Source organism: Caulobacter sp. GW821-FHT12F03 (assembly GCF_058806855.1).
In genome coordinates this window covers 85752-99185 of sequence record NZ_JBXAQC010000008.1, presented here as the reverse complement: position 1 = coordinate 99185, position 13434 = coordinate 85752, and the positions used below count along the sequence as shown (strand labels likewise).

Here is a 13434-nt window from a genome sequence, read left to right as displayed (position 1 = left end):
TCTCTCGCTCTCGGCCGGCTTAGGCGAAGGTCGCCGTGAAGCTCTCGAGCGCCTTCTTGAGGGAATCCTCAAGGTCGGAGCCGAGGGCCTTGGTGGTGCGGATGGCGTCCAGCAGGTCCTGGTGCTTGCTGTGCAGGCGGGCCAGGAACTCACGCTCGAAGCGGCCGACCGCGCTGGTCGGGATGGCGTCGAGGTAGCCGCGGGTGCCGGCGTAGATCACGCAGACCTGCTCTTCGACCGACTGCGGGCTGTACTGCGGCTGCTTCAGCAGCTCGGTCAGGCGTTCGCCGCGGGCCAGCTGGCGCTGGGTGGCCGCGTCGAGGTCCGAACCGAACTTCGCGAAGGCGGCCATTTCCCGGTACTGGGCGAGCTCGCCCTTGATCGGGCCGGCGACGGTCTTCATGGCCTTGATCTGGGCCGAGGAGCCCACGCGCGACACCGAGATGCCGACGTTCACGGCGGGGCGGATGCCCTGGAAGAACAGGTCGGTTTCGAGGAAGATCTGGCCGTCGGTGATCGAGATCACGTTGGTCGGGATGTAGGCCGACACGTCGTTGGCCTGGGTTTCGATGACCGGCAGGGCGGTCAGCGAGCCGGAGCCGTTGTCTTCGTTCAGCTTGGCGGCGCGTTCGAGCAGGCGGCTGTGCAGGTAGAAGACGTCGCCCGGATAGGCTTCGCGGCCCGGCGGACGGCGCAGCAGCAGGGACATCTGGCGGTAGGCCACGGCCTGCTTGGAAAGGTCGTCATAGATGATGACGGCATGCATGCCGTTGTCGCGGAACCACTCGCCCATGGCGCAACCCGCGAACGGGGCCAGGAACTGCAGCGGGGCCGGCTCGGAGGCCGTGGCGGCGACGACGATGGTGTAGTCGAGCGCGCCGTGCTCCTCGAGCGTCTTGACGATCTGGGCGACGGTCGAGCGCTTCTGGCCGATGGCGACGTAGATGCAGTAGAGCTTGGCGCTCTCGTCCGTACCGGCGTTGATGGCCTTCTGGTTCAGGATGGTGTCGATCGCGACGGCGGTCTTGCCGGTCTGACGGTCACCGATGATCAGTTCGCGCTGGCCGCGGCCGATCGGGATCAGGGTGTCGATGGCCTTCAGGCCCGTCTGCACCGGCTCGTGCACCGACTTGCGCGGGATGATGCCCGGCGCCTTCACGTCCACGCGGCGACGCTCGGAGGAGCCGACGATCGGGCCCTTGCCGTCGATCGGCTCGCCGAGCGGGTTGACGACGCGGCCCAGCAGGCCACGGCCGACCGGGACGTCCACGATTTCGCCGAGACGACGGACTTCGTCGCCTTCGCTGATCTGCTGGTCCTGGCCGAAGATCACGATCCCGACGTTGTCGCGCTCGAGGTTGAGGGCCATGCCCTTCACCCCGGCTTTCGGGAACTCGACCATTTCGCCGGCCTGAACCTTGTCCAGACCGTAGACGCGGGCGATGCCGTCGCCGACGCTGAGGACGGTTCCGACGTCGGAGACGTCAGCTTCTTCACCGAAGCCGGCGATCTGCGACTTGAGGATGGCCGAAATTTCGGCGGCGCGGATATCCATAGGTCTTACGCTCTCTTGAGGGCGAATTTCAGGGAGTCGAGCTTCGACTTCAGCGAAGCATCGAACAGGCGGGAACCGACGCGCACCTTGATGCCGCCGAGGATGGCGGGATCGACACGGGTCGAGATTTCAGGATCCTTGCCGAGCGCCTGACGCAGCGCGGCGGCGACGCCCTTGCTTTGGGCGGCCGACATCGGCAGGGCGGTGATCACCTCGGCGGCGACCACGCCGCGCTTGTCGGCGGACAGCTTGATAAAGGCGTTGATCACGTCGGGCAGCGCGGCCGTGCGGCGATTGGCCGACAGCAGACCGATGAACTTGCGCGTCACGGGATGAAGCCGGGCCTTGTCGGCGATGGCGCCCAGGCCGGCGCCCTTGTCATCGGCCGAGAAGGTCGGCGAGGTCAGCAGCCGGCGCAGATCCGCGCTCTCGCTCCAGGCCTTTTTCAGGCTCACGAGATCGGCCTCGACCGCCGCGATAGCCCCGGCCTCTTCGGCCAGTTCAAAGAGAGCCCGCGCGTAGCGCTGGCCTACATCCGTCGCCTTGGTGTCGTCCGCCACTTGTTCAACCGTCCGGTGCGTCGCGCACCGCGTCCTGGGTATGCCCCTCGGCGCGGCGCTAAAGTCTTGAAAGTGCTTGGAAAAGCACGTGAGCCGGCGGGCCGTGAATGTCCTCCGGCCCGAAGCCGCGCGCCTGATAGCATGCGTTCTGTTGCATCGCAACGGCGCGGGGCGTCCAGAACTACGTCGTCCTGACCCGAAATACGCCGGAAGCGCTCGCCGCGCGCCGCCCGTCGGGCAGAATCGCCTCGCCGTGAACGAACACCAGGCTGCGCGTGGCGCGGTCGATGCGGGCCGCGATGGTCACCTGCGAGGGATCACCGCCCACCCCGTAGTCGAGGGTCAGCGAGACCGGGACCACGTCGCGTCCCTCGGCGGCCGCTTCGGTCAGGGCGCGCTCGAGCACGCCCGCGAGAGAAGAAGTTGTCATTGTCATTGCAGCGGGGCCTTACCCTCGACCGCGCCAAAGAAAAAGGGCGGCGGTAAAAACCGCCGCCCCTGCGCAATTGGCGAGTTGCTCGAGAAACAAACCGGACGGCGGACCACCCGGGGAAGCGGACTTACTTGGAGGCGACCGCGTTGCAGGCGGCCAGGTCTTCGGCCGAGAGCGGCTTGCGCGGGGTGCCGAACGCCGTCACGGCGCCGACTTCCTTCACGAAGCCCTTGCAGCCGGCCGTCGAGGCCGTGCGGTTCGGGGCGTTGCTGGCCGCGCAGGACGAGCCTTCACAATGGAAGATGGCGCTCGAGGCCACGACGCGGGTCTTGGCCGGAACAGGCGTCTTCAGGGTGGCGAAGACCTCGCCGTCGGCATAGGCCGCGCCAGCGAACGAAAGGGAAAGCACGGCGGCAGCCGTCAGCATACGGAGTTTCATGGGTTCGCCCTCCGGCGGAATTCGGGGTGATGATCGAAAGTGAAAGCCTGGATCGGTACTGGCCCGGACCGCCCCGCGAAATCGGCGTCAGTATCCCCACTGACGCCGCGGAACGAACTAAGCATTGCTTAGATATCAATGATAACAAATGGCGCGCAAGTGGAATCTACACAGTGCTTAGATTTTTTTGCGAGCCGCTCTCAGCGTTCGAGGATTTCGTCCAGGCGCCGTTTGGCCTCGTCGTGGACATCCTCGCGGTCCTGGACCAGGGCCATCGAGCGGACGCCGTTCCGCCGGTCGCCGTCCTGCGGCAGAAACCAGAACACGTCCGTCGACTGATTCTGGGTCAGCGACCACAGGACCGCGGCCACGATCGTGCCCGCCCCGGCCGCCGCCATGACCGGCCAGATGCCGTGCACCTCGGGACTGGTGATCAGCTCGAGTCGCTCGGCCAGCACCTCCCGGTTGGGAACCTTCACCGCCATCCGGTGGACGAACGTCAGGACGATATGCATCGCGCCGGACACGGACAGGGAGATGGCGATGGCGAACAGGCGCGGCTGTACAAACAGGCCTACGCCCGCCCCGAAAACTGCGGCCGCTATGATCAGGATCATGGCCCCCAGCATCTCGCCACAGGGTGAATTAAGTGCTGACGCGCGGAACGGGCCGGACCGGCAAGGAATGCCGCGCCCTTCCGTCGGGTCACGGTTGCCGCGCACGTAAGGCGGCGCATACTGGCGAAAATCAAAGAGACTTCCGGGAGCGCGCCATGGACTTCGCCCTTGACCCCAAGCTGGTCGCCTACCTCGCCGAACTCGACGAGTTCATCGAGACCACCATCAAGCCGCTGCAGGCGCAGGACGACAACGACCGGTTTTTCGACCACCGGCGCGAACACGCCCGGACCGACTGGGACAACGACGGCCTGCCCCGCCACGAGTGGGAAGAACTGCTCGCCAAGGCGCGCAAGCTGGCCGACGACGCCGGCCACTACCGCTTCGCCTGGCCCAAGGAGATGGGCGGCAAGGAGGGCAGCCAGCTGTGGATGGCGGTGATCCGCGAGCATCTGGCCGCCAAGGGCCTGGGCCTGTTCAACGACCTGCAGAACGAACACTCGATCGTCGGCAACAATCCCTTCGTGCTGATGTTCAAGGAATTCGCCACCCCCGAGCAGGTGGCGCGCGACGGCGACAAGCTGCTGCACGGGACGATGCGCGCCGCGTTCGGCCTGACCGAACCGAATCACGGCAGCGACGCCACCTTCATGGAGACCACCGGTGTCCGCGAAGAGAAGGACGGCAAGCCCGGCTGGCGCATCAAGGGCGAGAAGATGTGGACCACGGGCATGCACGTGGTCACCCACGTCATGGTCTTCGCCCGCACAAGCGGCAAGGACGGCGACGCGCTGGGCATCACCTGCTTCATCGTGCCCCGCGAACTGATCAAGATCGAGGAGTGGATGTGGACCTTCAACATGCCCACCGACCACCCGCGCATCTCGTTTGACTGCTGGATTCCCGAAGACAGCTACTGGGGCGAGATCGATCGCGGCCTGGGCCTCGGCCAGTCGTTCGTGCACCAGAACCGCATCCGGCAGGCGGCGTCGTCGCTGGGCGCCGCGGTCTACTGCATCAATGAGAGCGTGAAATACGCGCGCATGCGCAAGCCGTTCGGCAAGGCGCTGAGCGACAACCAGGCGATCCAGTTCCCGCTCGTCGAACTGCACGCCCAGTGCGAGATGCTGCGCCTGCTCATTCGCCAGACCGCCTGGCAGATGGACACGATGGACCACAAGACCATCGAGCGGGAGATCTCCGACAAGGTCTCGATCTGCAACTACTGGGGCAACCGCCTCTGCTGCGAGGCGGCCGACCGCGCCATGCAGGTGCACGGCGGCATGGGCTACAGTCGGCACAAGGCGTTCGAGCACATCTATCGCCACCACCGCCGCTACCGCATCACCGAGGGCAGCGAGGAGATCCAGCAGCGCAAGGTCGCGGCCTTCCTGTTCGGCTACCTCGGCCCGAAGCGTCAGGAGTTCAAGGCGCTGGAAGCGGAGTGGGCCGAAGGTCGCGCCGCCGGCAAGAACGACCGCGAACTGGGCATGTAGGGAGATCCCGGCCATGGCGCATATCGAAGGCGGCTGCCTCTGCGGCCAGGTTCACTACAGTGGCGAGACCCAGCCGGTCTTCCAGGCCGTCTGCCACTGCAAGAACTGCCAGCGCCAGGCCGGCACGGCCTATTCGGTGATCGTCGGCGTCCCCAAGGGGGCGCTGACGGTCACCGGCGCGCTGAAGACCTATCACGACAAGGGCGACAGCGGCGGCGCGGTCGACCGTCTGTTCTGTCCGGAGTGCGGCTCGCCGGTCTTTTCCGAAGCGCCGGCCAACCCGGCGCTGGTGTTCATCAAGGCAGGGACGCTCGACGACCACAGCTGGGTGACGCCGCAGATCCACATCTGGACCGAGAGCGCCATGCCCTGCACGGCGATTCCGGAGGGCGTTCCGGCATTCCCGAAAAATCCCGGCTAGCGGGGTTCTCCCGCCGGCCGCGGATATCCCCTATATGTTGGCCTCGGGCCGCGTTCGCGGCTGTATCGAGGGGCCGTCCATGATCGCCATCCGCCGTCTTGTCCGCATGCTTCCCGTGCTCGCGATCGCCGCGAGCCTGGCCGGTTGCGGCATCAACACCATTCCGACCCGCGACGAGGCCGTGAAGGCCGCCTGGGGCGACGTCCAGAACCAGTACCAGCGCCGGGCCGATCTGATCCCGAACCTGGTCAACACGGTGAAGGGCTACGCCGCCCAGGAGAAGGACGTGCTGACCGCGGTCACCGAGGCCCGCGCCAGCGCCACCCAGGTCAGGGTCGACGCCTCGACCATCACCAACCCCGCGCAGTTCCAGCAGTACGCGGCGGCCCAGGACAAGCTGAGCGGCGTGCTCGGCCGCCTGATGATGATCCAGGAGAACTATCCGGAGCTGAAGTCGAACCAGAACTTCATGGCGCTCCAGAGCCAGCTGGAAGGCACCGAGAACCGCATCGCCGTGGCGCGCCGCGACTACAACGAGCAGGTTCGGCTCTATAACACCAGCCTGCGGACCTTCCCGACGGTGATCTGGGCCAAGACCCTCTACGGCTCGCAGAAGCCGGCCCTGCCGTTCGAGGCCGCCGCCACCGCCCAGACGGCGCCGAGCGTCAGCTTCGACACCACGCCGCCGGCGGCCGCCCCGGCTCCGACGACCGCGCCGGCGACGAACTAGCTTGAACCGCTCCAGCGCATTCCTCCCCGGCATCGCCGGGGAGGGGGACCGCGCGAAGCGTGGTGGAGGGATGACCGTGCTCCGACACCCCTCCTTCGCCGTCCCGGCGGTCCCCCTCCCCATCGGCTTCGTCATGGGGAGGATCATCGCCACCCTGATGGCGCTGACCATCCTGTTCATCGCCCTGCCGGCGCTGGCGGCGCCGACCTTCCCGCCGCTGACCGGGCGGGTGGTCGATGACGCCAATATCCTGTCACCGGCCGTCGAGGCCTCGCTGACCGAGAAGCTGGCCGGGCTCGAGACATCCTCCGGCCACCAGCTGGTCGTGGTCACCCTGCCCTCGCTTCAGGGCTACGAGATCGAGGACTACGGCTACCAGCTGGGCCGGGCCTGGGCGATCGGCGACAAGAAGCTCAACGACGGCGCCCTGCTGATCGTCGCGCCGAACGAGCGCAAGGTGCGGGTCGAGGTCGGCTACGGCCTCGAGGGCGTGCTGACCGACGCCCTCTCCAGCGTCATCATCCAGAGCGCCATCCTGCCGAAGTTCAAGGCCGGCGACATGGAGGGCGGCGTGGTCGCCGGAACCGACGCCCTGGTCCAGCAGCTGAGTCTGCCCGACGACCAGGCCCGGGCCAACGCCACGGCGGCGGCCGACACGGCGCGTGAGCACAAGAGCGCCCCGCCGCTCGGCTTCATCATCTTCTTCATCGTCTTCTGGATCATCATCGCCAGCCTGCGCGGCCGGCGGCGTGGCGGCTTCGCGTCCGCCCTGCCGTGGATCATTCTCGGCGGCATGGGCGGCGGCGGTCGCGACAGCGGCGGCTGGGGCGGCGGAGGCGGCGGCGGCTTCTCCGGCGGCGGCGGATCATTCGGGGGCGGCGGCTCCTCGGGGAGCTGGTGACATGGCGATGACCGAGACCGACCACGACCGCATCGCCGCTGCGGTGGCCGAGGCTGAATCGAAGACGGCCGGTGAAATCTACTGCGTCCTCGCGCCGTCGGTGTCCGACTACCGCGAGACGCCGCTGGCCTGGGCCGCGGCCGTGGCGCTGATCCTGCCGGCCGGCGCGCTGTTGCTGGGCTTCGACCCGCAGAGCCTGACCCGGTTGTTCGGCGGCTGGACCGTCGGCCACGCGGCGGCGACCGAGGCGACCATCCTGGCGGCCCTGACCACCTACGTGGCGCTGCAGGCGGCGGTGTTCGTCCTCGCGGCGCTGGTCGTGGCGATTCCGCCGGTGCGGCGCTTCCTGACGCCGGCCAGCCTGAAGGCCGAGCGGGTTCACCGCGCGGCCATGCAGCAGTTCCTCAGCCACGGCCTGCACGCCACCCGCGACCGGACCGGCGTGCTGCTGTTCGCCTCGCTGGCCGAGCACCGCGCCGAGGTGATCGCCGACGAGGGCATCTACAAGGTCACCGACCCTGAGGTCTGGGACGAGGTCGTCGCCCTGCTGATCGCCGGGCTGAAGAAGCGCAGGACGGCCGACGGCTTCGTCGCCGCCATCGAGCTGTCCGGCCGCATCCTCGCCGCCCATGTGCCGCCGGGCGCCGACAATCCCAACGAGCTGCCCGACCGGCTGGTCGAGCTGCCGGGTCCGGGGAAAGGCTGAGCGCTTGATCCCCTGGGAACACCTGGCGACCGCCGTCGTCCCCGGCGACGGCGGCGAACTGCGCCTGATGCGGCGCGGGACCGAGTACTCGATCATGGCCGGATCGATCGAGCTGATGAACAGCCGGCTGAGCGGCTCGGAAGAGGCGCTGGCCACGCTGGCGCATGAACGGCTGGCCGGGGTCGCCGCGCCGCGCGTGCTGATCGGCGGGCTGGGCATGGGTTTCACCCTGCGCGCCGCCCTGGCCGCCTTCGGGCCGAAGGCGCGGATCGTCGTGGCCGAACTGGTGCCCGCGGTCGTCGACTGGGCGAAGGGACCGCTGGCCGGCCTCTACGGCGACAGCCTGTCCGACAAGCGCGCGGAGATCCGCGAGGGCGACGTCGCCGCCCTGATCGCCGAGGGCGGCTGGGACGCCATCCTGCTCGACGTCGACAACGGTCCGCAGGGCCTGAGCCGGGCCGGCAACGACGGCCTCTACAGCTTCGGCGGCCTGGGCGTTTCGAAGGCCGCGCTGAATCCCGGCGGCGTGCTGGGCGTCTGGTCCTCGTCGTCCGACCACGGCTTCACCAACCGCCTCAAGCGCGCCGGCTACGCGGTCGAGGAAATCGGCGTCCGGGCCCATCGCGGTCGCGGCGCGCGGCACACGATCTGGATGGCGAAGCGGTAGCGCCTCAGCATCCGACTAGCCAATTCCAGCCACCGCGAGTCACACTGCTTCCATGACCGGCTCCATCGACCCCACCCGCCCGCAGTTCGACGCCTTCAAGGCCCTGCCGCGCGACGAACCCATCCATATGCTCAACCTCGTGCGGGTTCGGGCGCTGGCCGCGTATCCGGAAGGCCACCCGAACCACGGCAAGGGGATGACGGGCCTGGAGGCCTACCGCGCCTATGGCCGCGAGAGCGCGCACATCTTCAGGCGCGTCGGCGGCCGGCAGGTCTGGGCGGGGCGTCCGGACGTCGTCGTCACCGGCCCGACCGACGAGCGCTGGGACATCGCCTTTATCGCCGAATACCCTGGCGGCGGGGCGTTCCTGGCCATGGTCACCGACCCCGAGTACCGCGAGGTGGTCAAGCACCGCCAGGCCGCCGTCGAGGACAGCCGCCTGGTCCGCATGGCCCCGATCACCGAACTGGGCGAGGGCTTCGGAGAGTAGGGTTGCGAGGTTCGAGACGCTCGACTGGGGCCTCGCTCCTCACCATGACGGGCAAAGATGTTCGTCATCCTGAGGAGCGGACCCTCAGGTCCGCGTCTCGAAGGACGCAAACCTACTCCGCCGCCATCGCCATTGGCGCGGACCGCGCCCCGCGCACCAGCCGGCCCGGCAGGGCGCCGGTGGGCTCGCCGTCGCGATAGGTGACCTGACCGGCCACGAGGGTCGCGACATAGCCGTCGGCCCGCTGCACCAGACGCCGCCCGCCCGCCGGCAGGTCGTAGGCCACGCTCGGCGCGTGCAGCGTCAGGCCGTCGTAGTCGATGACGTTGAGGTCGGCGCGCAGGCCCACGGCGATCTGGCCGCGGTCGAACAGGCCGACGGCCGCGGCGGTGTCGCGCGTCTGCATGCGGATCACCTCTTCCAGACCCAGCTTCGGCCCGCGCGTGCGGTCGCGCGTCCAGTGGGTCAGGTTCGAGGTCGGGAAGCTGCCGTCGCAGATCATGCCCACATGGGCGCCGCCGTCGCTGAGGCCCGGGACCGTGTCGCGGTGGCTGAGCATGGCGAAGCTGGGGTCCAGCGAGCCGTCGGCGTAGTTGAGGAACGGATGGTAGATCATGCCCCGCCCGCCGTTGCTCAGCATGTGGTCCAGCGCCACCTCGTCCGGCCACAGGCCGCGGCCGGCGGCCAGCGCCTTGACCGTGTCGTCCTCGGTCGGCTCGTAGTCGGGCCGGTCGGTCATCAGGAACATGTTGTCCCAGGCGCGCAGGGCGCTGCCGGCGAACGGCCCCTTGGGATCCACCGCCTCGCTCAATAGCCGGGCCCGGAAGGCGGGGTCGCTGAGGTGCGCCACCCGCTCGGCCAGCGGCAGATGGGCGATCGCCTTGTAGGTCTCGTGCTGGCTGAACGGATTGAGCGTCAGCTCCAGCCCGAACAGCACCCCCACCGGCCGGCCGGCGACCTGGGCCTTCATCGGCAGGCCGGAGTCGACGGCGTCGGTCAACGCCGCCAGCAGCAGCTTCCAGGCGTCCTTGCCCCGCGCGCTCTGCGCCAGGGAGAAGCTCAGCGGCCGGCCGGACGCTTCGACCAGCCGGCGGAACATGGCGAACTCCTCGGCGGGGTTCTGGAAGTCCGACACGAACTGCAGCACCCCCTTGCCGGCGGCCTTCAGCGCCAGGGCGATGCCGGTCAGCTCGTCCTCGCCGGCCGTCAGGGTCGGGGTCGGCTGGCCGTCGCTGGTGCGGTGATTGAGCGTGCGCGAGGTGGAAAAGCCCAGCGCCCCGGCCTCGACCGCGGCCCTGGCGATCTCGGCCATGGCGGCGATGTCCTGCGCCGTCGCCGGCTCACGGTTGGCCCCGCGCTCGCCCATCACATAGACCCGCAGGGCCGCGTGGGGCAGCTGGGCGGCGATGTCGATGTCGAACCGCCGCTGGCCGACAGCGTCGAGGTACTGGGGGAAACTCTCCCAGGTCCATGGCAGGCCCTGGGTCAGCACCGGGAAGGGAATGTCCTCGACGCCTTCCATCAGGCGAATCAGCCGGTCGTGGTCCTCGGGCTTGCAGGGCGCGAAGCCGACGCCGCAGTTGCCCATCACCGCCGTGGTCACGCCGTGCCAGGAGGACGGCTGCAGACGCTCGTCCCAGGTCGCCTGGCCGTCATAGTGGGTGTGGATGTCGACGAAGCCCGGCGTCACGACCTTGCCCGCCGCGTCGATCTCCTCGGCCCCGGCCGGGAGGTTCGGGCCAATCGCGGCGATCAGGCCGTCCTTGATCCCGACGTCGGCGGTGAAGGCGGGCGCGCCGGACCCGTCGATGACGCTGCCGCCGCGAATGACGATGTCGAATGCCCGCTCGGCCATGATTTCCATCCCTTATCGTTGATCAGGATGGTCGGGCCGGGTGACGCGCGGGTCAACCCCGGCCTCCGCCGGGCGGGCGTTATTTCAGCTCCACGCCGGCGATGCGGCGGCAGCGGTCCGCCGGGCAGCCGACCGGATTGGCCGCCGGATCGCGCACATAGAGCACCGCCAGCGGCCGGCCGCCGCTCCTGGCCGCCACCGCCAGCCGCAGCACGGGATCGCTCAGCGGCCCGGTGGCCTCGAGCGCGAATTCGCGGAGCCCCGTATCCGCGCCGCCCTGAAGTCCGGCGGCGGGGGCCGCGCACCGGACGACCAGATGGTCGCGGAACGCCGCCACAGAAGCGACCGCGCAGTCCGTCCAGGCGCCGCCCTCGGGCGCTTCCGCCGCCAGGGCCGGCGCGGCGCCGAGGCTGCCGCAGAGAAACAGGGCCGTCAGAATGGTTCGCATAAGGTCCTCCCGGCGCGAAGGGACCACAGCCGCCGCCCCGCGCCAAGCCCGCGCGGCCAGTTGACGCGCGCGTGAACTTTTCCTTTCCGTCCGGTTCGCCTAGGGTCGCGCCCGACAATTCAAACTGTTGTTTGAGAGCAAAGGGAAAACGCCATGCGCGAAGCCGTAATCGTGTCCTATGCCCGCACCGGCCTCGCCAAGGCGGGTCGCGGCGGGTTCAACGCCACTCCGCCGATGTCGATGGCCGCGCACGCCATCAAGCACGCCGTCGCCAAGTCGGGCGTCGAGCTGGACTTCGTCGAGGACTGCTACCTCGGCAACAACGCCCACGGCGCGGCCAACATCGGCCGTCTGGCCGCCCTGCTGGCCGGCATGCCGGTCAACACCGCCGGCGTGACCATCAATCGCTTCTGCTCCTCGGGCCTGCAGGCCATCGCCATGGGCGCGGACTACATCCGCAGCGCCAGCGGCGGCGACTGCGTCGTGGCCGGCGGCGTTGAGAGCATCTCCATCCCGGGCGGCGGCATGGGCGGCGCCGGCACGGTCGATCCCGAGCTGCTGAACATCGCCCCGGCGATCTTCATGGCCATGATCGACACCGCCGACATCGTGGCCAAGCGCTACAACATCAGCCGTGAATACCAGGACGAGTACAGCCTGCAGTCCCAGCAGCGCATGGCCGCCGCCCAGGCCGCCGGCCTGTTCGCCGACGAGATCGTGCCGATGGCGACCAAGATGAAGGTCGTCAACAAGGAGACCAAGGAAGAGTCCATGGTCGACTACGTGGTCAACAAGGACGAGTGCAACCGTCCGGACACGACCCTCGAGGGCCTGGCCGCGCTGCAGCCGGTCAAGGGCCCGGGCAACTTCGTCACCGCCGGCAACGCCAGCCAGCTGTCCGACGGCGCCGCGGCCGTGGTGCTGATGGAAGCCAAGGAAGCCGAACGCCGCGGTCTGGAGCCGCTCGGCCGCTTCGTGTCCTGGGCCGCCGCCGGCTGCGAACCCGACGAAATGGGCATCGGCCCGGTCTACGCCGTGCCCAAGCTGCTCGCCCGCCAGGGCCTGAAGATCGATGACATCGACATCTGGGAACTCAACGAAGCCTTCGCCTCGCAGTGCCTCTACAGCCGCGACAAGCTCGGCATCGACCCGGCCAAGTACAACGTCAACGGCGGCTCGATCGCCATCGGCCACCCCTTCGGCATGACCGGCGCGCGCTGCACCGGCCACCTGCTGCAGGAAGGCCGTCGTCGCAAGGCCAAGTGGGGCGTTGTGACCATGTGCATCGGCGGCGGTCAGGGCGGCGCCGGCCTGTTCGAAATCTACAGCTAGTACAGACGGCCGCGCTTCTGGCCCAACGGTCAGAACGCGGATCGCGTCTGCCTGACTATACCTTGATGAGCGGCCCTCGGGATCTTCCCGGGGGCCGTTTTCCTTGGGCCGCAACCTTTGCATTCACCAGCCGTTAAGCCTGTGGGCGCAATTGTGACCTGTCGCCCAGAGGAGAGTCGACCATGGCCGTCAAGGCCGCCTTCGCCGCCGCCGCCGCACTGGCCATCGCCATCGCCATGCTGCTGCCGTTGCCGAACCACCGCTCGGAAGCCCGCGCCTCGTCGATCCCGACGATGGAGCTGGGTCGGGGCTAGGTCTTACTGCCCTTCGCGCGGCTCTTCCGCCGTCGGGAAGCCACAGCCCTTCAGCGTCTCATCCCCCCACACGACCTGCGCCGTGTAGCCGTAGCGCGCGTCGCTCATGCCATCCGAGCAGTCGCCCCTGGTCAGGGTGACGGTCACCGGCTTGCCGTCCGACTGTGCGGTCCAGGTCGCGGTCGTGTCGCCGGCCGCCAGGGTGGCGTTCATCGCCACGGCGATCTTGGCCGAAGGCCGGATCAGCGCCAGGTTGGTTCCATTGATCTCGACGCGCCAGAAGGGCTCGGTCCCGCGCGCGCTGAACGGCGCGGCGAAGGGGCCGGCCGCCGCCGGTGCGGGCGCGCTCGCGGGCGCATCGGCCGGCGGCTGGGCCTCGCCGCCGCCAGGCGCTTCGGGCTGACAGGCGCCGAGCAGCAGCGCTGCGGTGGACAGGACGATAATGCGGCGCACGACGGCTTCTCCTCGAC

Annotated in this window: 17 protein-coding genes; 9 read left to right on the top strand and 8 right to left on the bottom strand. The window is 68.8% G+C overall.

Annotation, left to right across the window (positions count from 1 at the left end; translation table 11 throughout):
- Positions 1–19: 19 nt before the first annotated feature.
- From atpA to AC1RN0_RS16805, 5 genes are all read right to left on the bottom strand, one after another.
- Positions 20–1555, bottom strand: a complete 1536-nt coding sequence (gene atpA / locus AC1RN0_RS16825) for a F0F1 ATP synthase subunit alpha (RefSeq protein WP_492788618.1) — start codon at positions 1553–1555, stop codon at positions 20–22.
- A 5-nt stretch (positions 1556–1560) separates the two neighbouring features.
- The gene (locus tag AC1RN0_RS16820) at positions 1561–2115 is read right to left on the bottom strand and encodes a F0F1 ATP synthase subunit delta (protein WP_492788617.1); all 555 of its coding nucleotides are present in this window, start codon (positions 2113–2115) and stop codon (positions 1561–1563) included.
- 181 nt (positions 2116–2296) lie between these two features.
- Positions 2297–2545 (bottom strand): hypothetical protein, encoded by a 249-nt coding sequence (locus tag AC1RN0_RS16815; protein WP_492788616.1) that lies wholly within the window; start codon positions 2543–2545, stop codon positions 2297–2299.
- Between the two features lie 130 nt (positions 2546–2675).
- Positions 2676–2987: a DUF8200 family protein gene (locus tag AC1RN0_RS16810; RefSeq protein WP_492788615.1), complete on the bottom strand. Its 312-nt coding sequence runs from the start codon at positions 2985–2987 to the stop codon at positions 2676–2678.
- Positions 2988–3187: 200 nt separating this feature from the next.
- Complete coding sequence (locus tag AC1RN0_RS16805; protein WP_492788614.1) at positions 3188–3604, bottom strand: hypothetical protein; 417 nt, start codon at positions 3602–3604, stop codon at positions 3188–3190.
- Between the two features lie 155 nt (positions 3605–3759).
- Between AC1RN0_RS16805 and AC1RN0_RS16800 the strand changes: the two genes are divergently transcribed.
- The 7 genes from AC1RN0_RS16800 (at position 3760) to AC1RN0_RS16770 (ending at position 9015) form a co-directional block, all read left to right on the top strand.
- A complete protein-coding gene (locus tag AC1RN0_RS16800; protein ID WP_492788613.1) occupies positions 3760–5100 on the top strand; it encodes an acyl-CoA dehydrogenase family protein in 1341 nt (446 codons plus the stop codon).
- Positions 5101–5113: 13 nt separating this feature from the next.
- Positions 5114–5521, top strand: coding sequence for a GFA family protein (locus tag AC1RN0_RS16795; RefSeq protein WP_492788612.1), 408 nt, complete (start codon positions 5114–5116; stop codon positions 5519–5521).
- Positions 5522–5600: 79 nt separating this feature from the next.
- The gene (locus AC1RN0_RS16790) at positions 5601–6251 is read left to right on the top strand and encodes a LemA family protein (RefSeq protein ID WP_492788611.1); all 651 of its coding nucleotides are present in this window, start codon (positions 5601–5603) and stop codon (positions 6249–6251) included.
- A 133-nt stretch (positions 6252–6384) separates the two neighbouring features.
- Positions 6385–7152 carry a TPM domain-containing protein gene (locus AC1RN0_RS16785; RefSeq protein ID WP_492788696.1) on the top strand — a complete coding sequence of 256 codons (768 nt, stop codon included), beginning with the start codon at positions 6385–6387 and terminating at the stop codon, positions 7150–7152.
- A 1-nt stretch (position 7153) separates the two neighbouring features.
- A complete protein-coding gene (locus AC1RN0_RS16780; protein WP_492788610.1) occupies positions 7154–7858 on the top strand; it encodes a TPM domain-containing protein in 705 nt (234 codons plus the stop codon).
- 4 nt (positions 7859–7862) lie between these two features.
- Positions 7863–8525 (top strand): polyamine aminopropyltransferase, encoded by a 663-nt coding sequence (locus AC1RN0_RS16775; RefSeq protein ID WP_492788609.1) that lies wholly within the window; start codon positions 7863–7865, stop codon positions 8523–8525.
- Between the two features lie 52 nt (positions 8526–8577).
- A complete protein-coding gene (locus tag AC1RN0_RS16770; protein ID WP_492788608.1) occupies positions 8578–9015 on the top strand; it encodes a DUF1330 domain-containing protein in 438 nt (145 codons plus the stop codon).
- A gap of 112 nt (positions 9016–9127) precedes the next feature.
- Here the strand turns inward: AC1RN0_RS16770 and AC1RN0_RS16765 are convergent, their stop codons facing one another.
- Complete coding sequence (locus AC1RN0_RS16765) at positions 9128–10870, bottom strand: N-acyl-D-amino-acid deacylase family protein (RefSeq protein WP_492788607.1); 1743 nt, start codon at positions 10868–10870, stop codon at positions 9128–9130.
- A gap of 79 nt (positions 10871–10949) precedes the next feature.
- On the bottom strand, positions 10950–11318 hold the full coding sequence (locus tag AC1RN0_RS16760) for a hypothetical protein (protein WP_492788606.1): 369 nt from the start codon (positions 11316–11318) through the stop codon (positions 10950–10952).
- A gap of 153 nt (positions 11319–11471) precedes the next feature.
- On the opposite strand from AC1RN0_RS16760, the gene AC1RN0_RS16755 reads away from it, so the two are divergent.
- Both AC1RN0_RS16755 and AC1RN0_RS16750 read left to right on the top strand, forming a co-directional pair.
- Positions 11472–12650 (top strand): acetyl-CoA C-acyltransferase, encoded by a 1179-nt coding sequence (locus AC1RN0_RS16755; protein WP_492788605.1) that lies wholly within the window; start codon positions 11472–11474, stop codon positions 12648–12650.
- A gap of 182 nt (positions 12651–12832) precedes the next feature.
- A complete protein-coding gene (locus AC1RN0_RS16750; protein WP_492788604.1) occupies positions 12833–12964 on the top strand; it encodes a hypothetical protein in 132 nt (43 codons plus the stop codon).
- Positions 12965–12967: 3 nt separating this feature from the next.
- Here the strand turns inward: AC1RN0_RS16750 and AC1RN0_RS16745 are convergent, their stop codons facing one another.
- Entirely contained in the window at positions 12968–13417 is a 450-nt protein-coding gene (locus tag AC1RN0_RS16745; protein ID WP_492788603.1) for a COG3650 family protein, read from the bottom strand.
- Between the last annotated feature and the right edge of the window lie 17 nt (positions 13418–13434).